Origin of the sequence: Ornithinimicrobium carbonis (assembly GCF_050703245.1) — a bacterium.
In the GTDB taxonomy this organism is placed as follows: Bacteria; Actinomycetota; Actinomycetes; order Actinomycetales; family Dermatophilaceae; genus Ornithinicoccus.
Genome location: NZ_CP192647.1, coordinates 1209963 through 1231124, shown reverse-complemented (window position 1 = coordinate 1231124; position 21162 = coordinate 1209963). Strand labels below are relative to the sequence as shown.

Here is a 21162-nt window from a genome sequence, read left to right as displayed (position 1 = left end):
GCGGATCACGGTTCCCCTGCGTCGACGGGTACGGCGGTGATGACGAGGTTGTCGGTGTAGCGCCGGGTGTCCGGCGACCACGGCCCGGTGCAGGTGATGAGCTGGAGCACCGGCTCGCCGTCGCGGCGGAAGACCTCCTGCACGGCCAGCTCTGGCTTGGCCACGGTGCGCAACGACACCACGGTGTATGCGGTGCTGCTCCCGTCGGCCGCCTCCACCACCACCTCGTCCCCCTCGGAGACGTCGGTCAGGGCCAGGAAGGCCCCGGGTCCGGAGCGGTCGTCCACGTGGCCGGAGATGACGGCCGACCCCTGGTCGGAGCCGGGGGCGGGGCCGAAGCGGTACCAGCCGGCCCGGTCGGCGTCCTCGGGGATCCGCATCTGCCCGTCGTCCTGGACGCCGACGGCGTCGAGCGGGACGTCCAGGCCGACCGCCCCGACCTGCAGCCGGACCGGGGCGCGGTCGGCGGCCGAGGAGGCCGCCCGCGTGGCCTCCTCGAGGGTGGCCGGCCGGGTGGCGGGGGGAGTGAAGCGGGAGGTGGCGGCGGACGGGGAGCGGGTGGCAGCGGCGTCGTCGCCCGGGCCGGCGTCCGCTCCTGCGTCGTCGGAGCCGGCGTCCGCTCCTGCGTCGTCGGCCGACGTGCCGTCGGTGCCTGCGTCCTCGCCGGGGGTTCCGGTCGCGCCGTCGGCGGGGGTTGCGGTCGACGCGGGGTCGTCCCCGCCGGCGGGAGTCCCCGTGGAGGTCATGGCCACCTCCACGGGGACGTCACCGAAGTCCTCCGCGGCCGGGACCGGGTCGCGACCCAGCGCGACCAGGGCCCAGACCAGCAGGAGGACGGAGCCGACCAGGAGGCCGAAGCTCCCCCGGTCGATCCGCCACCGGGCACCCTGGTTCGGGCGCCCGGTGGCGGTGCCGCGTCCCTGCCCGGCCGGGTCGTCCCCACGGCGGGCCGCATCCCGCCGCGACGCCCCCGCCCCACCGGTGGGATCTCCGGTGGGAACGGGGGGCTGCGGACGGGTCATGGGCAGGTGCGGCGTCTGGTGGTCAGCGGATCAGGCGCTGGCGCCGCTGCGGCGGGTGATCCGGCTGCCGGCCACGAGGACACCGGCTGCGCCGGCGGCCGCGAGGACCATGAGCATCGCGTTGTCGACCAGACCGCCCTGGCCGGACGGCACGCCCTCGGGCGCGCTGTGCAGGCCGTCGATGGTCTGGACGGCCAGGTCGAGGGTTCCGTCCTCGGCCGAGCCCCAGGCGTAGACGATGGTGTTGACACCCTCGCCCAGGTCGAGGTCGGCCGGGCCGAGCACGACGTCCTCGGTGTCCGCGAGCACGACGTCGGCCGTGACCATGCCGGCCGGCAGGTCCAGGACCTCCTCGTTCGGGTTGGTCAGGCCGGAGATGACCGGGTCGCCACCGGCGCGGACGTCCACCGCGGGGGCGGCGGCGGCGTGCCGGACGGTGAGGCGGGCGTCGCCGGCCGCGGTCTCGGACACGTCGTTGGCGAAGGCGGACAGCATCGCGTTGCCGTCGGCGTCCAGGTGGGCGGCCAGGGTCAGGTTGGCCCCGCCGGGAACCTCGAGGCCCTCGGCCGAGATGGCCGGGTCGGCCGAGTCGGGGGTGTCACCGTCGGCGTAGACCTCGATGTCGTAGGTGCCGGCCGCGAGCGGCATCGGGTCGGTCAGGGTGCCGGGGGCGAAGTCGGGGAGCAGCTCCTCGCCGTCCACGTAGACGTCCACGGTCAGGCCGGGGACCCCGTGGAGGATGGAGACCATCGACTCGTGGTCGTCGGCGGCCGCGGGGGCGGCGGCCAGTGCGGTGACGGTCGCGCCGGCGACCAGGGCTGCGGTGGTGATCCTGCGCATGATGAGCTCCTTCGGTGAGGGGCGGACCGTCCGCCCTCTGTCCACTACTACGGGGTGATGTCCTGGGTTGGATTCACCTTTGTCGAATGTTTGTCACATGAGTATGACCCAGATCCGGCACGAGCGCCAGCCCCTCCCCCTCCGCAGCCGTCCGACCTGCGGGTCTGCAGTCGATCCGGGCCCCATGGGGGGCCACGATCGACTGCAGAAATCCTCGGACCGCAGCGGCCGGCGCCGTCACGCCCCGTGACGTGGCGCCACCCACGGCAGACTCGTCGGCTCGACGCTCAGTCGTCGTCGACGTCCTCACCGGCGAGCGCCTTGGCGGCCAGCGACTCCTCGGTGGCGACCTCCCAGACCTCTGCGGCCGCGCGCAGGTTCAGCAGGATGATGGCCGCGCCGAGCACGATGTCGGGCCAGCCGCTTCCGGTCGCCCACGTCAGCAGGCCCATCGCGATGATCGCCAGGTTGATGAGCACGTCGTTGCGGGCGATGACGAACGCCGTCGTCGTCATCGAGCCTCCGTGGTGCCGGATCCGCGAGAGCAGCCAGGCGGCCAGACCGTTGACCAGCACCGCCCCGCCGGCGGTGAGCACCAGGAGGGTGACGTCCGGCGGCTCGGGGTCGCCCGCCTTGCTGAACGCCGCCCATGCGGCCGCTGCCGCCGGCAGCAGGATGAGCCCGGCCATCACCTTCCCGGCCGTCGCCCGCCGGGCCAGCGGCCACCCGAGCGCGAGGAAGATCAGCAGGTTGACGGCCGTGTCCTCCAGGAAGTCGACGCTGTCCGCCAGCAGCGCCACGGACCCGATGGACACCGCCACCACGACCTGCACCCAGAAGTACCCGAAGTTCAGGCCGGCCACGGTGAGCACCGTGCGCCGGAGGGTATGGGGCTCGATCAGCTGCTGGGGCGACTCTCCACGGTCCTGGGTCACCTCACCATCGTCCACCGCGACCCGTCCCCCGGCCACGCCGCCCACCGGCAGCTCGCGGCTCCTGCGGTCGTGATCGTCCCCGACACCCCGCCACCTGGGGCAGCCGGTAGCGTCCGAGCCGTGCCCGACGCCACGACTCCCGACGCCACGCCCTCGGACGCCACGACCCCCGACGCCACGCCCCCGGACGCCACGACCCCGCAGGACGCCGACACCCGCTCTCCAGGATCACCGGTCGTCCGACCGGCGACCCCCGAGGACCACGAGACGGTCGGGCGGATCCTCGTGACCGCCTACGGGCCCAGCGGCATGCCGCCCGAGCAGTCCTACTGGGAGGAGCTGCGCGACACGGCCGCCCGCGCCGGCGATCCCGGCTCCGAGGTCTGGGTCGCCGAGCTGGACGAACAGGTCGTGGGCACCGTCACCTGGGCCGGCCACGGCTCGGGGCAGCGCGAGGTCGCCTCCGAGGACGAGGCCGAGTTCCGCATGCTGGCGGTGGACCCCTCGGCCAGGGCCCGGGGCGTGGGCCGGGCGCTGCTCGACGCGGTCGTGGCCCGGGCCCGGCGGGACGGGTACGCCGCGGTCGCCATGTCCAGCGACGGGTGGATGGCGGCGGCGCACCGGATGTACGAACAGGCGGGGTTCGTCCGGGTCCCGGAACGCGACTGGTCGCCCGTGCCGGGCGTCGACCTGCTCGTCTACCGCCTGGCGCTCCTCCGGCATACCCCTCCCCCGGGTGTGCCGGACCGGAACTAGGGACACAATGGGCGCGTCAGACCCGCCGGGTGCCCAGGTGGCCCCGTGGACGCCGCCCGGGACGCGGGTGCCAACCGGAGGAGAGCAGATGACCGACCAGCCGCAGCCGCTCCAGGCCCCCACCCCCCTCGGTGCCCAGGAGGTGCTCACCCTGACCGCGCCGGCCCCGCCGCAGCCGGTCGCCGAGACCGCCGCACCGGCGATGGCCCCGCAGGTCGACCCGCAGGCGATCCCCGCCCTGGACAAGAAGGTCGAGGACTTCGTCCAGGGCCTGACGCAGACCGAGACGCGCTCGCCGGAGTTCGCCCGCAAGGCCGCCGACGTGCGGACCATGGGCGACGCGGAGATCCGCACGGCCGCCGAGACCTCCAACCGGCTGCTGAAGTCGCCGGTCCGGGCGCTGCAGGAGGGTGGCGTCTCCAAGGAGTCCAAGGTCGGCCGCACGCTCATGGAGCTGCGCCGCACCGTGGAGGACCTCGACCCGGGCCAGGCCCAGGGCGCCAAGAAGTTCCTCGGCATGATCCCGTTCGGGGACCGGCTGCGCGACTACTTCCGCAAGTACGAGTCCGCTGAGAAGCACCTCGACGGCATCCTGCACGCGCTGCGCAGCGGCCAGGACGAGCTGGCCAAGGACAACGCCGCGCTCAACATGGAGAAGCAGCAGCTGTGGGACTCCATGGGCCGGCTCAACCAGTACGTGTACATCGCCGAGCAGCTTGACGCCCGTGTCTCCGCCCACGTCGCCCAGCTCGAAGAGACGGACCCGGAGAAGGCCAAGGCCATGCGTGAGGACGTGCTCTTCTACGTCCGGCAGAAGCACCAGGACCTGCTCACCCAGCTGGCGGTCTCGATCCAGAACTACCTGGCGATCGACATCATCATGAAGAACAACATCGAGCTCATCAAGGGTGTCGACCGCGCCTCCACGACGACCGTCTCGGCCCTGCGCACGGCCGTTCTCGTCGCCCAGGCGCTGAACAACCAGAAGCTGGTCCTGGACCAGATCACCGCGCTGAACAGCACGACCTCGGACATGATCCAGCGCACCAGCGAGATGCTGCGGGACAACTCGGTCGCCATCCAGGAGCAGGCCGCCTCCTCCACGCTCGGCCTGGACCAGCTGCAGGCGGCCTTCGCCAACATCTACGAGACGATGGACGCGATCGACGCCTTCCGCTCCCAGGCGCTGGACTCGATGGCCCAGACCATCGGCGTGCTCGAGGGCGAGGTCTCCAAGTCGCGCAGCTACCTCGACCGCTCGCGCCGCACCGACACCCGGCTGGTCGGCGGAGAGCTCGACCTGGGTGACTCCCCGCCGACCCGGCTCTCCTGACGGGGCGGGGACGGCATGGGGTTCTCCGACCTGCTGGACCGGATGCTCGGGCGCGCTCCCGAGGCCGCGGACGACCGGCTCGAGCTGCCCGCGCCCCCGACGGCGCAGGACGTGGAGCAGGCGCTGGCCGCGACGGAGGAGCTGGTGGGCGCCTCGACGCTGCCCTCGGTGGTCGTCGCGCGCGCCCAGCGGGTGGTCGACACCGTCCGGGACACGGTGCCGCGGATGAGCCGCATCTCCGGCAGCAGCCTGGGCTACACGGTCGTGGCGACGGCCACCGACTACCTGCCCGAGGCGATCGGTGCCTACCAGCGCCTCCCCCGGCGCTACGCCGACACCCGTCCCGTCGACGGGGCCAAGACCTCGCTCATGGTCCTCGTCGACCAGCTCGACCTGCTCGGGCTGACGATGGACCGGGTCTTCGACGCCGTCTACCGCGACGACGCCCGCGAGCTCGTCGCCCAGGGCCGGTTCATCGCCGAGAAGTTCGGCGGCTCGGCCGGCGGCGGGTCGCTGCGGATCGGCGCGGACGACCACGCGCCGGTGCCCGAGCAGCCGGACGGTGAGCGGTCGAACGACGACAGGGGCGCACCGTCCTCGCCCGACCCGACGGCCTCGCCGCGGACCCCGACGACGGACGAGGATGATTCCCCCTCGATCAGCCCGCTGTCCCCGCCCGAGGGAAGGACCTCATGACCACCTCACCGCTGCGCGACGCCGTCGACGCCCTGGCGCTGGTCGGCGAGCAGGCCGGCCTGCAGGAGGGTGCCGCCCGCGCAGAGGGGATCGCCCTGGCCGCCGCGGTCATGGAGCGCAGCGTCGGCTCGGCCCAGATCGCGCGCACCTGGGGCGAGGCCTTCGCGCTCCCCTCGAGCGACTACTTCGGCACCGCTCCGCACGGCCGCCGCTACCGCGCCATCCCCACGCCGCTGCTGCAGACCCTCGTCGCCGAGTCGAGCCCGCACGCGCAGGGGTATGCCGTCGCGCTGGCCGACGTGGCCACCGCGGCGAGCGCGCTCCCCGGGTCGGACGCGACCACCGTGGGCCAGGCGATCACCGCGGCCCGGACCCAGCTGGCCGCGGCAGGGGTGCAGGGTCACCGGCTGGCGGGCCATCCGGGACGGGCGCCCGGCCCGTCAGCCTCGGCAGCGACCCCGGCCGATCCCCGCGCCGGGCTGCGACCGCCGGGCGACGACCCGCTCGAGGGGTACGCACCGGCCACGCGCCAGGGCCCCGGTCAGGACGGGACCGACCAGCGCACGTGGGCCAAGGAGCTGCTCGAGCACGCCCAGGAGCAGTCCGGGCGGGTCCGCCAGATGCTCGACGAGATGGGCCGCTTCGGCCAGGCCGCGGGTCCCGGGGCCCAGCTGCCCCCCGCACCGCCGCTGTCGTGGACGCCGGGCGGCACGGCATACCCAGAGGATCCCTCCGCCCCCGCCCAGGGCGGACCGGAGGGCGCCGGCCAGGCGCCGCACGAGGGACCGGTCGGGACCTACGGCGCGACCGCCACCCAGGAGGCCCCCGAGGGTGCCGAGCAGCCGGCCGAGCCGGCTCCCCCGCAGCGGTCGGTCGAGGAGCTGCTCGCCGAGCTCGACGAGCTGATCGGCCTGGAGCGGGTCAAGGCCGAGATCCACCGGCAGGTGGCGCTGCTGAAGATGGACGCGCGGCGGCAGGAGGCCGGGCTGAAGGTGGCCACGCTGACGAGGCACCTGGTGTTCGTCGGCAACCCCGGCACCGGCAAGACGACCGTCGCGCGGCTGGTCGGCGGGATCTACCGGGCGCTGGGGCTGCTCGACAAGGGACAGCTCGTCGAGGTCGACCGCTCCGAGCTCGTCGCCGGCTACCTGGGCCAGACCGCGGCCAAGACCGCCGAGGTGGTGAGGTCGGCGCTGGGAGGGGTGCTGTTCATCGACGAGGCCTACAGCCTGGGCGGGGACCAGTACGGCAAGGAGGCCGTCGACACCCTCGTCAAGGAGATGGAGGACCACCGCGAGGAGCTGGTGGTCATCGTCGCCGGCTATCCCGCGCCGATGGCGGAGTTCATCGGGATGAACCCGGGGCTGGAGAGCCGGTTCCGCACGATCATCGAGTTCGACGACTACACCGACGACGAGCTCAACGGGATCCTGCTCGTGCTCGCCGAGAAGATGGACTACGACGTCGACCCGGAGGCGCAGGAGCGGTTCCGGGAGATGCTCGGCGCGGTGCCGCGGGGGCCCAGCTTCGGCAACGGACGCTACTCCCGCAACATGCTCGAGGCGGCGATCGGCCGGCACGCCTGGCGGCTGCGCGACACCGAGGACGTCGAGATCGAGGAGCTGCGGACGCTGCGGCGGCAGGACTTCGAGGATCGCGACGGGGTGGACCTGTCGGTGGACGGGAACGAGGCCGGGGCCGGGGCCGGGGGTGACGAGCCCGCGGGTGACAGCGGCCGGAGCAGCTCGCTCGACGCCCAGGACTTCGGCGACGAGGGGCCTGACGCCGCCGGCCACGAGGACGGCCTCCAGGACGACGGCACCGGTCACGAGCGCGGCCTCCAGGACGACGGCACCGGTCACGAGGACAGGGGGACGTCGTCGTGAGCACACCCTCGCCGACCGCCCCGGGAGCAGGGGCGAGCTCGGCCGCGTCGACGACCCGGCCGCAGCCGGCCCGGGGGCCGGGCGCGCAGCAGACGCAGGGTGCCCAGCGGCCGGCTCCGGGGAAGGGCGCCCAGCCGCAGCCCGCTCCGACGACCAGCACCCCGGGGCGTCCCACCTCCGCGACCCCCCGTCTCCTGCGGGTGGCCCGCGGTGTCACCGCGGCCGCCGCGCTGCTGACGGGCGTCGTCGCGACGGGGACGTTTCGACACCGGCGGCGTCAACAGCACGCCGAACGTCATCGCGGCCCAGTGGACAGCGGCCGAGCGCACCGGGGTCGACCTGGCCGAGGCCGAGCTGCGGACCACCGAGCAGGCCGCCGCCCGGGCGACCGGGACCGAGCTGCCCACGGCGTCGGAGACCACCGCGACGCCCGTCGAAGCGCTGCGTGCCGCCGCCGGGGCGCACGCCCGTTCCGGGGGTGAGGCCGGTCGCAGCAGCGAGACGGCCTCCCAGATCGCTGAGGCCGCCGTCCTCGTGGGCCAGACGCAGGTCGCCACGGCGTCCGGCGAGAGCGCCACCGGCGAGAGCGCCACCGACGGCGCCACCGACGGCGCGCCGGCCGTCTCCGAGGACCTCACCGCCGCCCGGATCCTGCTGCGCACCGCGACCGACTCCAGCGACACCACGGCCTCCACCCACGCCGAGGACCTGGCCACCGGTTCCCGCTCGGTGCTGACCGGCGTCGTCGGGACCCTGGCCACCCTCCTCATGCTCGGCGTCCTCGTCTGGCTCGCGCTGCGCACCCGGCGGATCGTCAACGTCCCGCTCCTCGTCGCCACCGTGATGACCGGCTGGCTGGCCTACGTCTCGCTCAACCCCTCCGCCGTCCCGGTCAGCGTGGACGGTCAGGTCGGCGGCACCGCCGAGGTCGCCTCCGCCCTGCAGGAGGTGCGGCAGGCCCGGGCGGCGCAGTACGCACCCGTGCTCGGCACCCCTGACACCTACGGCACGGACGGCACGGAGGCGACCCGGGCCCTGGCCGCGCTGGACGACCGCGAGCTGGCCGACACCTGGCAGCAGGTCGACGCCGCCCAGGAGGACGTCGCGGCCGCGGCGGACCCCGCGGCGGCCGCGGAGGTCCTCGCCGGCACCCAGGAGGCCTGGGCCGGGCTCGAGGCCGAGCTGGCCGACCGGCTGGACGGGCGGCTGGCGGCGGCCACGTCCCGCGTCGGGCTGCCGGCCGTCATCAGCTCCGGCCTGGCCCTCCTCCTCGGCCTCGCGGCCGCCGCCCTGGCGTGGGCGGGGATCACCCAGCGGCTCAAGGACTACCGGTGAGCGCGGGCACGAGCAGGTATGCCGTCGCGCCGGCCGCCCCCGGGTCGCTCGGCTCCGACGTCGACCCCCGTGAGCTGCTCCGCTACCTGGACGCGCTCATCACCTGGAAGGACCGTCGCAAGGTCGAGCTCGACGCCCTCGACCGCGCCGCGATGGACCTGTCCGACCCGCAGGACCGGGTCGCCGTCACGCCGGACGTCACCCTGTCGATGACGCTGTGGCAGGCGGTCTCCGACCGCCTCGGCCTGATCCTGGCCACGTGGGACTCCGGGCGCGTCGGCGAGGGCGAGCGCCGACGGATCACCACCCTCGTCTGGGGCTCGCTGGAGCAGCCCGGCCAGCGGGCCGGCGGGCAGTCGCTCGCCGTGTCGCTGCCCGAGGCCTGCCGCCTCTCGGACTCCCTGGCCTCCTCACTGAGGATGCGCCTGCGGCTGGACGGCGCCGACCCGACGGTGACCGACCGGCTGCACGCCCTGCGCCAGCAGGTGGAACGGATCGCCGACCAGGTCGCCCTCGTCCCGGAGCGGCGCAGGAGCTCGGCGCAGCAGGCCTACGACGCCCTCGACCGCAGGCTGGAGGACGTCACCGAGCGCGCGCGGCGCGGCGGCGACGTCGGCGGCTTCCTCGGACCGCTCGAGGTCGAGGCCGCCACGACCGAGCGCGACCTCATCGTCGCCGCCTCCCAGCGTGCGCACGCCCGGGTGGACCACGCCCGCGCCTCGCAGCTGGTGGCCGAGCTGAGCGCCCGTGGCCAGGCCGTGCGCTCCCTCGCTGAGCGGGCCCGTGCGCTCGTCACCCCCCCCCCCACGCTCGGCGTGCCCGACGTGGCCCAGCTGGGACCGGTGCCGGCGGACCCGGCCGAGCTCACGGCATACCTGGGTCGGTTGGAGCGGGTGGACCGGGCCCTGACGTTGGCCCAGCAGGCGTACGCCGCGGCGGTGGAGCGGCGCGACGACCTGGCCGGGCGCGCCGACCGCGTGCACGCCGCGCTGGCGGCCGACGAGCAGGGGGCCGCGGCGAGCGCGGGGCTGGCGGAGCAGGCCGCGGCCCTGCTGTCCAGGACCCCGACCGACCTGACGAGGCTGGAGGCGATGGTGCAGGCGCAGGAGACGCTGGCGCGCACGATGGGGGTGCAGCCGTGAACCGGTGCGTGGAGCCGGGTTGTCCGGGAACGTACGAGGACGGCTGGTGCAACGTCTGCGGCTCGCCGGAGCCGACGCAGGTGCCGACCGGCGAGGCCGGGGCCGACACCCACCTCCACGGGCACGACCCCTCGCTGGGTCCGGCCGGGGCCGTCGCTGGATCAGGATCCGCGGCTGCGGGCGGGTGGACGGACGGTGCCGGCGGGACCGGCACGAGCAGCGGGACGGGCACGAGCAGCGGGACGGGTGCGGCGGGCGCGACCCGTGGGTCCGGCGCGACCGGCCCGTCCGGGGCGACCGGCGCCCCCGGTGCGACCGGTGCGACCGGTGCCGGCGACGACGCCGGGAGCTCTGAGGCTGGACGGACGCCCGGTGGAAGCCCCTCGGGCGCCGCGCCCGCGACGGCCGACGGCGAGGTGCCGGCCGGCGGCGACAGCGCCCACCAGGTCGCCACCCCGGCCCCCGGTCAGACCCGGCAGGCCGTCCGGGCGGCCCGGGTGCGCCGGCAGCGGGCCGCCTCCGGCCGTCGGTCCCGGCTCGGGATGGGGCTCACCCAGGTGCCGCCGGTGCCGCCCTCGGACCCCCTGGACGCGGTCATGGTGGACCCGGAGGTCCCCGAGGACCGGCGCGTCTGCCCGAACTGCGGGGCCAAGGTGGGCCGTGCCCTCGGTGAGGGCGCCGGCCGCCAGCAGGGCTTCTGCCCGCAGTGCGGTGCGCCCTACTCCTTCACCCCCAAGCTCGTGGCCGGTGACCTGGTGGCCGGGCAGTACGAGGTCGCCGGCGCCCTGGCGCACGGCGGGATGGGGTGGATCTACCTGGCGCGCGACCGCAACGTCTCCGACCGGTGGGTGGTGCTCAAGGGCCTGCTCAACACGGGGGACTCGGACGCGCTGGACGCCGCCGTCGCCGAGCAGCAGTTCCTGGCCCAGGTCAAGCACCCGCTCATCGTGGAGATCTACAACGTGGTCACCCACGAGGGCGACGCGTACACGGTGATGGAGCATGTCGGCGGCACGAGCCTGAAGCAGATGCTCAAGGAGCGGATGCAGGCCGCCGGTCGCTACGACGCCTTTCCCGTCGAGCAGGCCCTGGCCTACGTCATCGAGGTCCTGCCGGCCTTCACCCACCTGCACGACCTCGGCCTGCTCTACTGCGACTTCAAGCCCGACAACCTCATCCAGGAGGGCGACGGGGTCAAGCTCATCGACCTGGGCGGCGTGCGTCGGCAGGACGACCTGGAGTCGCCGATCTACGGCACCGTCGGCTACCAGGCGCCGGAGGTCTCCGAGGTCGGCCCGTCGGTGGCCTCCGACGTCTACACGATCGGCCGGACGCTCAGCGTGCTGACCTTCGAGTTCCGCGGCTACCAGAGCGAGTACGTCGACTCCCTGCCGCCGATGTCGCAGGTGCCGCCGTTCGTGGAGCACGACGCGTTCTACCGCCTCGTGGCCCGCTGCTGCGCACCGGACCCCAACGACCGCTTCCTCACGGTCGAGGACCTGCGCACCCAGACGACGGGGGTGCTGCGTCAGGTCGTGGCCGCGGGCTCCGACCACCCGGCCACGATGTCCTCGCACTCGCCGGTGTTCGAGGCGCCCGTCTCCACGACCGAGACCCTGGCCTGGTGGGAGCTGCCCGAGCTCCGGCACGACGACGCCGACCCGATGCGCGACTGGGTGGCCACCCTGCCGACCTCCGACCCGGTGGCGATGCACGCCGCCCTGCAGGGGGCCACCGAGCGCACGCCGGAGGTGCTGCTGGCCCAGGCGCGGGCCGGGATCCGGGTGGGTCAGCAGACCTGGGTCGAGGACGCGGTCCGCGGGCTGCTGGCCGAGGACCCCTGGGACTGGCGGGCCTCCTGGATGCGGGGCCTGTGGGCGCTGAGCCGCGTGGGCACCGCACAGGGCACGGACGCGGAGGCGGACCGGGCGGCCGGGCACGCCGCCGCCGGCCACCTGGCCGTGGTCCGGGACGCCCTCCCGGGGGAGATCGCCCCCCGCCTCGCGCTGGCGCTGGCCAGCGAGATCGGGGGCTACGCCAAGGCGGCCGAGCTGGACTACGACCGTGCCTGGCGCACCGACGCGGCGTATGTCGCACCCGCCGCCTTCGGGCTCTACCGGGTCCGCCTGGGCCGCGACGACGTGGACGGGGCCATCGCCGCGCTCGACTCCGTCCCCCCCCCCCCGGCAGCCGGGCCCACCCGCGGGCGCGGTGGCTGCGCGCCGAGCTGCTGCGCCGTCGCGGCGGCCTGGCCGACCTGCGCGAGTCGGTGCACTCGGTCTCGCGGCTGACGCTGGACCCGCGGCAGCGTGCCCACTTCCAGGCCGGGATCTACGAGCAGGCCCTGGAGCAGGTGCGTCAGCACGGCGAACGTCCCGACTGGCGGCTCGGTGAGGTCCGCCTGACCCGGGACTCCCTGCGCACGGCGCTGGAGCACGAGTACCGCTTCCTCGCCGACTACACCCCCGAGCCCACCGAGCGGGCGGCCCTCATCGACCGGGCCAACGCCATCCGACCCTGGAGCTGGACATGACGACGACTCCCCCCGTCCCCCCGCCGCCGGACGGCCTCGCCGAGCCGGTGGACGCCCGGCGGCGTCAGGCGCAGCCGGCACGGACCGATGAGGAGCAGGCCCGCACCGACGCGGCGGAGCAGGAGCAGCCGGACGAGGCCCAGCAGGCGCCGGCCGACGCGGGCGCCGGGGCTGACGGCTCCGGCGCGGGGACCGCCGACGCAGGAGGTGCCGACGCGGGAGGTGCCGAGGAACCCGAGCCGTTCTCCGACGGACCTCCGCCGCTTCCCGAGCCGATGCTCGTGCTCGACGGGACGCTTCCCCCCGCGCCCGGCCCCGAGGCCGCCGCCCAGCCGGCGGACCACGGCCGGTGCACCCTGTGCGGCGGCGCCTACGACGAGGACGGCTGGTGCACCGAGTGCGGTTCGCGCAAGGCCGACCCCCGCCACCACTTCACCGCCCAGCCCGACGACCGCGTCGCGGCCGTGTGCGACCGGGGGCTGCGGCACGAGGACAACGAGGACGCGATGGCCGTCTGGGCCGACGGCAGGGGCAGGGCCGCGCTCGTCGTCTGCGACGGGGTGACCACGGCGACCCGCAGCGCCGAGGCCAGCCTCGCCGCTGCGGACGCGGCCCTGGCGGTGCTCGTCGACGGGTCGCTGGAGCCGGACGAGCGGATCGTCGCCGCCACCGACGCGGCGGCAGAGGCGGTCGAGCAGGTGGGTCGGGACTTCCCGGACTCCGCCCCCTCCTGCACCTACGTGGCCGCCCTCGTCCAGGACGGAACGGCGACGGTGGGGTCGGTCGGCGACAGCCGGGCGTACTGGCTGCCGGACGCCGGTGAGCCCCTGCGGCTCACTACCGACGACTCGATGGCCGAGGAGCAGGTCCAGGCCGGGCTCGACCGGCAGACCGCCGAGGCCGGGCCGATGGCGCACACGATCACCCGGTGGCTCGGGCCGGACGCCCCCGACCACACCCCGGTCGTGACCACCCAGGACGTCACCGCGCCGGGCTGGTTGCTCCTGTGCTCGGACGGCCTGTGGAACTACGCCTCCGAACCGCGGGCCCTGCGCGAGGTGGTCCACTCCCTCGCCCGGCCCGCCGAGGTGACGACCGAGAAGTCCACCCGCGAGCAGGGACCGGACGGTCCGACGGAGGAGGACCGGGGCCGGGGCGACGCCGCCCCGGAGGCCGGCGCACCGCATACCCCCTCCTCCCCCGACCCCCTCGCCCTGGCGCAGGCGCTCGTGCGGTGGGCCAACGAGCGGGGCGGGGCCGACAACATCACCGTCGCGCTGGTCCGCACGCCGACGGGGCAGGATGGGACCCATGGCTGAGTTCACGGCGACCGTCCACCAGAACGAGCACCTGCCCGACGGCGGGACCGACGTGCACGCCATCGTGTCGGTAACCTGCACCGGGGCCGGCACGGTGGCGCCGATGAGCAGCGGGTCTGGGGAGGCCGGCGAGATCATCATCGTCGACGTCTCCGGGTCGATGGACGTCCAGGGCGTGCAGGCCGCGGCCTACGCCGCGTCCGCCGCGCTGGACCAGATCGTCGACGGGGTCTGGTTCGCCATCGTCGCGGGCAACCACGAGGCCGCGCTCTGCTACCCCACGACCGGGACCGCCTCGATGGTGCGGATGTCGGCGCAGTCGCGGCTGGAGGCCAAGCGCTCCCTGCAGCGGCTCGTCCCCGGCGGCGGCACCGCGATGGGGCGCTGGCTGCTGGCGGCCGCCCAGCTGTTCGGCACCGTGCCGACGCTGTCCAAGCGGCACGCGATCCTGCTGACCGACGGGGCCAACCAGCACGAGACCCCCCAGGAGCTCAGCTGGGCGATCGAGCAGGTCCGCGGGCGCTACCAGGCGGACTGCCGCGGGCTCGGGGCCGCCTGGCAGGTCGAGGAGGTGCGCCGGATCGCGGAGGCGCTGATGGGGACCGTGGAGCTGATCCGCACCTGGGACGGGCTGCCGGAGGACTTCGCCCGGCTCATGCAGCAGTCGATGGGCCGCGGGGTCAGCGACGCCGAGCTGCGGGTGTGGGCGCCGCAGGGGGCGGAGATCCTCTTCGTCAAGCAGGTCGCGCCGACGCTGGAGGACATCACCGGTCGGCGCCGGGAGGTCAACGCGCTGACCGGGTCCTACGACACCGGGGCCTGGGGCGACGAGACCCGGGACTACCACGTCGCCGTCCGCCTGGCGCCGCGCGCGCTGGGTCAGGAGCAGCTCGCGGCTCGGGTCCAGCTCGCGGTCGCGGGCGAGGTGCGCGCCCAGGGTCTGGTCAAGGCGCGGTGGTCCGACGACAGCGTGCTCACCGCGCAGATCAGCCCGGAGGTCGCCCACTACACCGGGCAGACCGAGCTGGCCTCGGCCATCCAGGAAGGGTTGCGCGCCAAGGCGATCGGTGACGACACGACCGCGACCTCCAAGCTGGGACGGGCCGTGCAGCTGGCCCGGGAGACCGGTGACGAGGCGGCCACGTCCCGGCTGGCACGGGTGGTGGACATCGAGGACGCCACCACGGGGCGGGTCCGGTTGCGCCGCAACGTCGACCGCCTGGACGAGATGGAGCTGGACACCGCCTCGACGAAGACCACGAGGGTGCGTCCTTCGTGAGTGTCCGCTGCCCGGAGGGGCACCTGAGCGAGGCGACGGACTACTGCGACGTCTGCGGCACCCCGATCGGCGCCTCCGGCGGGGGAGGTATGCCGTCCGCGCCCCTCCCGGGTGGCAGCGGGCTCGACCTCGGGCCGGTGCTGCCAGGCGCTGGGGCGTCCGCGGGTGCGCCCGCCGCTCCCCCCGCCCCGGCCACGGTGACGTGTCCGCACTGCGGGGCGGTGAACGTCGAGGAGGCGCTCTTCTGCGAGGCGTGCGGCTACGACTTCACGACCGGTACGCCGCCGATGGGCGCGGCTCCCGGGGGTGGCGGGCTTGCCGGCGCTGAGGGGACGAGCGACGATGATGAGGCCCGCGGCGGTGACGGCACGATCGACGGTGACGAGGCCCGCGGCGGGGATGCGACCGGGGCTGTCCCGACGGTGGAGGGACCAGGGTCCGGGGTCGCCGGCGAGGCCGGCACGGGACCCGAGGGCGAGACGGGCGTCGAGACCCGGAGCGGTGTCGAACCCGAGAGCGTCGTCGAGTCTGAGAGCGTCGTCGAGTCTGAGAGCGACGTGGAGTCTGAGGAGGCCCAGGTCGAGTCTCTCGGAGCCAGCGACGACGATGAGGGCGTCTCGGAGGGGAAGGACGGATCGGAGCCCCAGCCTCTCGTCGAGGAGCCCGAGCAGGCGTCTGCGGACTCCGCACCGGACGAGTCCCCGGCCGCCGAGCCCTCCCCCGCCGAGGCAGCGGCCCCACCCGCCGAGGCAGCGGCCCCACCCGCCGAGGCAGCGCCCGGACCCGCCGAGCCGGCGCCCGCCCAGCCCGCACCCGCCGAGCCGGCGCCGCGCGCGCACCGGGCTCCACGGCATACCCCTCCGTCGCGGGAGCTCGCGGACACCTGGGTGGTGGAGATCTGGGTGGACCCGGACTGGTACGCCGTCCAGCAGACGGACGAGGCCTGTCCGAGCGCCGGTGTGCCGGACATCGTGCTGCTCACCCGCAGCAGCGCCCTGGTCGGGCGGCCGTCGGGCAGTCTCGGGGTGCGGCCCGAGATCGACGCCGGGGGTGACAGCGCGGTCTCGAGGCGGCACGCCCAGCTGACCAGCGACGGGCAGCGGTGGTGGATCGAGGATCTCGGCAGCAGCAACGGGACGTTCGTCGGCACCGTCGGGGAGCCGCTGCCGACGGCCCCCCTCACCCCCGGGCAGCGGGTCGAGATCGACCGTGACGACCGCATCTTCGTGGGCGCCTGGACCCGGTTGGCCCTGCGGCAGGCCACCGGGTCGGAGAAGCAGGGACGGGGCTGACCGGCGCGACTCGCCGCGCCCTGGCTACTGCCTCCCGCGACGCCTAGAGTCAGCACCATGTCCACCGCTCAGTCCGACCGCCCCACGCACGCGCCTACGAGCCGCGGGCGGTTGCGTCGGTCGGGCCGAGCGATGACCCGCGTCGGCCTGGCGCTGCTCCTGATCTCGCTGGTCGTGGCCCTGGTCGCCGGACTGGCGACCCGCAGCGTGCTCAACAACCTGCGCGACAACTCCGCCGAGCTGCTCGACGGCACCGCGACGGTGGCCCTGTCGCAGGGTGACCAGCGGGCCCTGTACGTCACCGGCGGGCTGGTCGCGCCCGGGGAGATCGTCCCGACCCCGGTCGAGGCGATCCGTGCACGGTGGCCGGGCCGGAGGGCGACGTCCCCGTGGCGCACCTCTCGGACGAGGACAAGCGGGTCGGCGTGGACAACCCGCTCGCCCGTTTCCAGGTGGTCGGGTCGTTCCGGGCCGGAGCCTCGGGCGAGCACGCGATCGACTGCTCAGGCCTGGGCGTCGTCGTCGCCCCGGAAGTCAGCCCCGCGGACGGTCTGCTGCGCGTCGGCGGCCTGATGCTCGGCAGTCTCGGCGTCTTCGGCGGTGCCACGCTCGCGCTCATCGGCGGGGTGCTCCTGCTGGTGGTGCGGCACGGCACCGACGAGGAGGACGACGACGGCAAGGACCTGGACGTGGCCGCCCAGCCCCCGGACGAGGGTGCCGAGGAGTGGTGGGAGGAGGAGACCGTCAGCCCGGCCGCCGAGCGGGACGAGGCGGACGTGACCGACGAGGGTGACGTGGACGACGTCGACGTCGACGGCGGGCCGGACGTCCCGGTGGCCGGTGGCGCCGCGGGACGACGGCGGGCTTCGACGTGGACACCGAGGACGAGTACGTCGACCTCACGGACGAGGAGCTGGCGGCCCTTTCGGAGGAGGAGGTCGCCCAGCTCGTGGAGTCCGGCGCGCTGGTCTTCGTCGACGAGGACGGCGAGGTCGTGCACGACACCGCGGTGGACGTCGACGACACCCCGGCGGAGCAGCGGGACACCTACCGCTGACGGGGGCGTCCGGCGCCGGCCGGCAACGGCACCGGCAGGGCACGGCACGCACGGCACGGCACCGGGTCTGTCAGGGCTTCCCAGGACGAACGGCACCGCGGTCTTCCAAGGTCTTCCCACGGCGATCCGACGGGAGCATGATGGCTCTCTACGCCACCTGCACGTTCTCGGGCCGGGGCGCTTCTGAGGAGGACCCCATGATCCGCAGGTTGACCACCGCCGTCGCAGCCCTCGCCCTCACCGTGCCGTTGGCCGCCGCCCTGCCCGCCGGCGCCGCACCGCCGGACGGCAAGGGCCCGTGAACGACCGGACACGTCGTCGCGGAGCGTGCAGTGGTACCTCGCGCTCGGCGACTCGCTCGCTGCCGGGTATCAGCCGACGACAGGTGACGACCTCGACGGCGGGTACGTCGGCCACGTGCTGGAGGGCGTGCAGGAGGACTACGCCAAGACCAGGCTCGTCAACCTCGCGTGCTCCGGGGAGACGTCCGCCGAGATGATCGACGGCGGGGACTGCTCCTACGACCAGGGCAGCCAGCTCGCGGCCGCCGAACAGTTCCTGCGGGCGCACAAGGACAAGGTGTCCACGGTGACCATCCACATCGGAGCCAACGACGTGGCCGGCTGCGTGTACGACGCCGTACCGTTCGACCCCCAAGACGTACCTGCCGCCATCGAGCTGGACACCTGCCTGCGACGCGGGCTTGCGGCCTTCGACCAGAACCTGGACACGATCCTGACTCGACTCCGTGCGGCCTCCCCATCTACCGACATCGTCATCGGGAACTACTACAACCCGTTCCTGGCGGGAGCGGTCCTTCCACCCTTGAGGGACCTGGCTCCGCGGACCATTCCCTACGCCGCTGCGTTGAACAACGGCATCACGGTCAATGCAGAGGAGAGCGGTGCCGAGGTCGCCGACGTTGCTGCCGCCTTCGACAACGACACCCCGGGACTCAACGTCAGCGCGATCTGTACCAACACCTGGATGTGTCAGAGGCTCGACATCCACGCCAACAACCTGGGCTACGCATTGATCGGCGACGCCTTCATGGCGGTGTTGGCGGAGTAGCTCTCCAGCCCACCGTACGCAGGACCGACGGCACTCTCAGCCGGTTCCTGACCGCCCCCTGCTCCGCGACCTGCGGAAGCGTACGGCCCCGCGTCAAGAACCGGACGAGAGTACCCCCGGGGGTCACCACGGCGCCCACGAACCGTCCACCCATGTCCGTCCATCCATGCCGCCATCCATAGCCTGGCGGCGCGCCCACCCTGCGAACCGGGCGCCCGACGGCATACCGTGGGGCCTGTGAGCAGCGCACCCAACCCGTACGGGCCAGGCCAGTCCCTCCCCCGCCGCAGCAGCGGGATGACCAAGGCCGGCAAGATCATGTTCTTCGTCGGCCTGGTGCTGTCGGTCCTCTCGCTCGTGGCGGTGGTCTGGGGCACCACCCAGACCGTCCGCGTCGCGCAGACGATGATGGACGACACGATCACGGTGTCGGGCGAGACCACCGTGCCGATGGGCCAGGGCGGCGCCCGGATGATCCTCACCGAGGGCAGCCAGGACCCGACCTGCACCGTCACCGCACCCGACGGGTCCGACGTCCCGGTCACCCAGGACGCCGCCTTCCAGGGCCTCGGCGACGAGCAGGTCCGGGTCGTGGGTGCCTTCGACGCCGTGCAGACCGGCGACCACACCGTCTCCTGCGACGCCCCCGCCCAGCTCACCCCGGAGCTGAGCGCCTCCTCGGCGATGGGTGTGCTCGCGGCCGGTCTGGGCCTGCTCGCCCTGCTCGGTTTCGGCTTCCTGACCCTGATCGGCCTGATCCTCTGGCTGGTCGGACGCAACCGGGACAAGAAGTCCACGAACGGCTCCGGTGGCTACGGCTACAGCACCTCCTCCGGCTACGGGCAGAGCCAGGGGTATGGCGCTCCCCCCTCCCCCGGCGGGTACGGCCAGCAGGACTCCCCCGGGTACGGCCAGCAGGGCTACGGCCAGGGGCAGCAGCAGGGCTACGGCCAGCAGGGCTACGGCCAGAACGCCCCCGGGCAGTCCGGCTACGGGAGCGGCTCGTCCGAGCCCACGCAGCAGTGGGGCTCTCCCAGCCAGGGCCCCTCCGAAGGGTCGACCGACAACCCGTGGGCGGCACCCCCCCCCCCCGGCAGCCCCGACGAGGGCACCGGCCGCGACGACACCCGCCGCTGACGCGAGCCCCTGCGAGCTCCGTCGTGGCCAGCTACGAGGTGAACGCGGCGGGGGTGGACCGCTGCCGCGCCCTCATCGAGGCCCGGCAGTACGTCCTCGACAGCGAGTGGTCCGACGTCCAGCCGGACGCGGCGGCCGAGAACGCCTACCTCGACCGGCACTCCTTCGAGGAGTATGCCGAGTGGCACCTGGGCCTGACCGTGGGGGCCACCGAGGGCACCAAGAGCCGCTACGCCTTCGGGTTCGGGGACTTCCGCCGGGTGCACCGCTCGGCGCTCATCGCCTGCGTGTTCCGCGCCGCCCAGTGGCGGCACAAGGCGGTCGAGCTCGCGGCCCACGACCTGCTGCAGCAGCTGGACGCCGCCTCAGGGCTCGTCGTCGACTGAACCGTCCGGCAGAGCGCCGTCCGGACCCGCCGCGGTGGCCCCGTTGCGCCGGCGCCGCACCAGCCGTCCCCGCGCGCCGTCCTCACCCGGCGTCCCCTCCCGCCGGGCCGCCCTCCCCGCGGCACGCTCGGCGGCCCGTGCCTCCGCCTGCTCCAGGTGGTCGGACTGGTCGAAGGTGACCGCGACGTCCTGGTAGTCCTTGATCCGGGTCGAGACCGTGGCGTCCTGGTAGGTCCGCACGTCGGCGGGGGTGAGCTCGACCGAGCTGGTGAACGGCCCCAGGAGCGCGCGCGGCCACAGCTTCTTGACGCGCACCACGTTCACCTCGACCCCGATGACGACGATCTGGGCGGCCACGAAGATGAACCCGATGAGCCCCAGGACGACGGCGAAGACGCCGTAGGTGTCGCCCGAGCGGCTGACGATCTGGTTGGCGTAGGTGATCCCGAACCGCTGCAGCAGCAGCCAGCCCACGGCGGCCACGACCGCGCCGGGCAGGACCTGCAGCAGGCGGACCTGGTAGGTCGTGCCCACCCACATCCCCAGGCTGAAGACGAGCACCGCCACCACGAAGCTGGCCGCGATGACCATCAGGGGCACCATCTGGCGCAGCTCCACCCCGTAGGCGCCGGCCGAGTGGGCGAGCACCGAGCCGACCGTGGTCCCCAGGAGCATGAGACCGGCGATCGCGATGAGCGGGAGCGAGCGGATCGGCGAACGGATCGGGTCCGGGCGCTGGTGCCGGGGCACCGCCCAGCAGATGTTCATCATGTGCAGCGTCGCCTGCGAGGCGCGCACCGCCGCCCAGATCGCGATGATGACGCCGATGACCACCGCCGTCGTCGACCCGCCGAACCCCTCGTCCCCGATCTGGCTGCCGATCACCGGGAACTGGCTGACGGCGGTGTCCAGGATCCGCTCGCGCCACTCCGGCTCCCCGTCCAGCACGAAGCCCAGTGCGGAGGTGAGCAGCAGCATCATGGGGAAGAGCGCGAGGAACCCGTAGTAGGTGATGAGCACCGAGAGGTAGACCCCGTGGTCGTCGATGAACTTGTAGACGACGGCGACCGGGAACCCCATCCAGCGGTGCCGACGCTGCAGCTCGTCGAGCCGGCGGGAAAGGGTCATGACGGCCTCCTGGGG

At 74.1% G+C, this 21162-nt stretch carries 20 protein-coding genes; 16 read left to right on the top strand and 4 right to left on the bottom strand.

Annotated elements, in window-relative coordinates; translation table 11 throughout:
* Positions 1–5: 5 nt before the first annotated feature.
* The 3 genes from ACQ95T_RS06260 to ACQ95T_RS06250 form a co-directional block, all read right to left on the bottom strand.
* Positions 6–1022 carry a sortase domain-containing protein gene (locus ACQ95T_RS06260; RefSeq protein ID WP_425940302.1) on the bottom strand — a complete coding sequence of 339 codons (1017 nt, stop codon included), beginning with the start codon at positions 1020–1022 and terminating at the stop codon, positions 6–8.
* Between the two features lie 30 nt (positions 1023–1052).
* The gene (locus tag ACQ95T_RS06255) at positions 1053–1862 is read right to left on the bottom strand and encodes a DUF4397 domain-containing protein (protein ID WP_425940300.1); all 810 of its coding nucleotides are present in this window, start codon (positions 1860–1862) and stop codon (positions 1053–1055) included.
* A 287-nt stretch (positions 1863–2149) separates the two neighbouring features.
* Positions 2150–2797 carry a cation transporter gene (locus ACQ95T_RS06250; RefSeq protein ID WP_425940298.1) on the bottom strand — a complete coding sequence of 216 codons (648 nt, stop codon included), beginning with the start codon at positions 2795–2797 and terminating at the stop codon, positions 2150–2152.
* A 120-nt stretch (positions 2798–2917) separates the two neighbouring features.
* On the opposite strand from ACQ95T_RS06250, the gene ACQ95T_RS06245 reads away from it, so the two are divergent.
* From ACQ95T_RS06245 to ACQ95T_RS06170, 16 genes are all read left to right on the top strand, one after another.
* Entirely contained in the window at positions 2918–3553 is a 636-nt protein-coding gene (locus ACQ95T_RS06245; protein WP_425940296.1) for a GNAT family N-acetyltransferase, read from the top strand.
* Between the two features lie 88 nt (positions 3554–3641).
* Positions 3642–4886, top strand: a complete 1245-nt coding sequence (locus ACQ95T_RS06240; RefSeq protein ID WP_425940294.1) for a toxic anion resistance protein — start codon at positions 3642–3644, stop codon at positions 4884–4886.
* A 15-nt stretch (positions 4887–4901) separates the two neighbouring features.
* Positions 4902–5582: a hypothetical protein gene (locus tag ACQ95T_RS06235; protein WP_425940292.1), complete on the top strand. Its 681-nt coding sequence runs from the start codon at positions 4902–4904 to the stop codon at positions 5580–5582.
* A complete protein-coding gene (locus ACQ95T_RS06230; RefSeq protein WP_425940290.1) occupies positions 5579–7468 on the top strand; it encodes an AAA family ATPase in 1890 nt (629 codons plus the stop codon). The genes ACQ95T_RS06235 and ACQ95T_RS06230 overlap by 4 nt, the downstream gene beginning before the upstream one ends.
* 534 nt (positions 7469–8002) lie before the next feature.
* Complete coding sequence (locus ACQ95T_RS06225) at positions 8003–8803, top strand: hypothetical protein (RefSeq protein ID WP_431473657.1); 801 nt, start codon at positions 8003–8005, stop codon at positions 8801–8803.
* Positions 8800–9945, top strand: a complete 1146-nt coding sequence (locus ACQ95T_RS06220; RefSeq protein ID WP_431473656.1) for a hypothetical protein — start codon at positions 8800–8802, stop codon at positions 9943–9945. The genes ACQ95T_RS06225 and ACQ95T_RS06220 overlap by 4 nt, the downstream gene beginning before the upstream one ends.
* Complete coding sequence (locus ACQ95T_RS06215) at positions 9942–12236, top strand: serine/threonine protein kinase (protein WP_431473655.1); 2295 nt, start codon at positions 9942–9944, stop codon at positions 12234–12236. The genes ACQ95T_RS06220 and ACQ95T_RS06215 overlap by 4 nt, the downstream gene beginning before the upstream one ends.
* A complete protein-coding gene (locus ACQ95T_RS06210) occupies positions 12161–12478 on the top strand; it encodes a tetratricopeptide repeat protein (RefSeq protein WP_431473796.1) in 318 nt (105 codons plus the stop codon). The genes ACQ95T_RS06215 and ACQ95T_RS06210 overlap by 76 nt, the downstream gene beginning before the upstream one ends.
* A complete protein-coding gene (locus tag ACQ95T_RS06205; protein ID WP_425940283.1) occupies positions 12475–13797 on the top strand; it encodes a PP2C family protein-serine/threonine phosphatase in 1323 nt (440 codons plus the stop codon). The genes ACQ95T_RS06210 and ACQ95T_RS06205 overlap by 4 nt, the downstream gene beginning before the upstream one ends.
* Positions 13790–15076, top strand: a complete 1287-nt coding sequence (locus tag ACQ95T_RS06200; RefSeq protein ID WP_425940281.1) for a VWA domain-containing protein — start codon at positions 13790–13792, stop codon at positions 15074–15076. The genes ACQ95T_RS06205 and ACQ95T_RS06200 overlap by 8 nt, the downstream gene beginning before the upstream one ends.
* The gene (locus tag ACQ95T_RS06195) at positions 15073–16368 is read left to right on the top strand and encodes an FHA domain-containing protein (RefSeq protein ID WP_425940279.1); all 1296 of its coding nucleotides are present in this window, start codon (positions 15073–15075) and stop codon (positions 16366–16368) included. The genes ACQ95T_RS06200 and ACQ95T_RS06195 overlap by 4 nt, the downstream gene beginning before the upstream one ends.
* A 57-nt stretch (positions 16369–16425) precedes the next feature.
* Positions 16426–16941 (top strand): hypothetical protein, encoded by a 516-nt coding sequence (locus tag ACQ95T_RS06190; RefSeq protein ID WP_431473654.1) that lies wholly within the window; start codon positions 16426–16428, stop codon positions 16939–16941.
* 298 nt (positions 16942–17239) lie between these two features.
* Complete coding sequence (locus ACQ95T_RS06185) at positions 17240–17425, top strand: hypothetical protein (protein ID WP_431473653.1); 186 nt, start codon at positions 17240–17242, stop codon at positions 17423–17425.
* A 327-nt stretch (positions 17426–17752) separates the two neighbouring features.
* Positions 17753–18496 carry an SGNH/GDSL hydrolase family protein gene (locus ACQ95T_RS06180; protein WP_431473652.1) on the top strand — a complete coding sequence of 248 codons (744 nt, stop codon included), beginning with the start codon at positions 17753–17755 and terminating at the stop codon, positions 18494–18496.
* A gap of 237 nt (positions 18497–18733) precedes the next feature.
* Positions 18734–19633 (top strand): hypothetical protein, encoded by a 900-nt coding sequence (locus ACQ95T_RS06175; protein WP_425940274.1) that lies wholly within the window; start codon positions 18734–18736, stop codon positions 19631–19633.
* A 23-nt stretch (positions 19634–19656) separates the two neighbouring features.
* Positions 19657–20019, top strand: a complete 363-nt coding sequence (locus tag ACQ95T_RS06170) for a hypothetical protein (protein ID WP_425940273.1) — start codon at positions 19657–19659, stop codon at positions 20017–20019.
* On the opposite strand, the gene ACQ95T_RS06165 is transcribed toward ACQ95T_RS06170, so the two are convergent.
* Positions 19999–21147, bottom strand: coding sequence for a YihY/virulence factor BrkB family protein (locus ACQ95T_RS06165; protein ID WP_425940271.1), 1149 nt, complete (start codon positions 21145–21147; stop codon positions 19999–20001). The genes ACQ95T_RS06170 and ACQ95T_RS06165 overlap by 21 nt on opposite strands.
* Positions 21148–21162 lie beyond the last annotated feature (15 nt).

Excerpts from the sequence above, each read along its gene's own strand:
- ACQ95T_RS06260 (WP_425940302.1), bottom strand. The coding sequence starts at position 1,022 with ATGACCCGTCCGCAGCCCCCCGTTCCCACCGGAGATCCCACCGGTGGG.
- ACQ95T_RS06255 (WP_425940300.1), bottom strand. The coding sequence starts at position 1,862 with ATGCGCAGGATCACCACCGCAGCCCTGGTCGCCGGCGCGACCGTCACC.
- ACQ95T_RS06240 (WP_425940294.1), top strand. The coding sequence starts at position 3,642 with ATGACCGACCAGCCGCAGCCGCTCCAGGCCCCCACCCCCCTCGGTGCC.
- ACQ95T_RS06235 (WP_425940292.1), top strand. The coding sequence starts at position 4,902 with ATGGGGTTCTCCGACCTGCTGGACCGGATGCTCGGGCGCGCTCCCGAG.
- ACQ95T_RS06230 (WP_425940290.1), top strand. The coding sequence starts at position 5,579 with ATGACCACCTCACCGCTGCGCGACGCCGTCGACGCCCTGGCGCTGGTC.
- ACQ95T_RS06205 (WP_425940283.1), top strand. The coding sequence starts at position 12,475 with ATGACGACGACTCCCCCCGTCCCCCCGCCGCCGGACGGCCTCGCCGAG.
- ACQ95T_RS06200 (WP_425940281.1), top strand. The coding sequence starts at position 13,790 with ATGGCTGAGTTCACGGCGACCGTCCACCAGAACGAGCACCTGCCCGAC.
- ACQ95T_RS06190 (WP_431473654.1), top strand. The coding sequence starts at position 16,426 with ATGTCCACCGCTCAGTCCGACCGCCCCACGCACGCGCCTACGAGCCGC.
- ACQ95T_RS06165 (WP_425940271.1), bottom strand. The coding sequence starts at position 21,147 with ATGACCCTTTCCCGCCGGCTCGACGAGCTGCAGCGTCGGCACCGCTGG.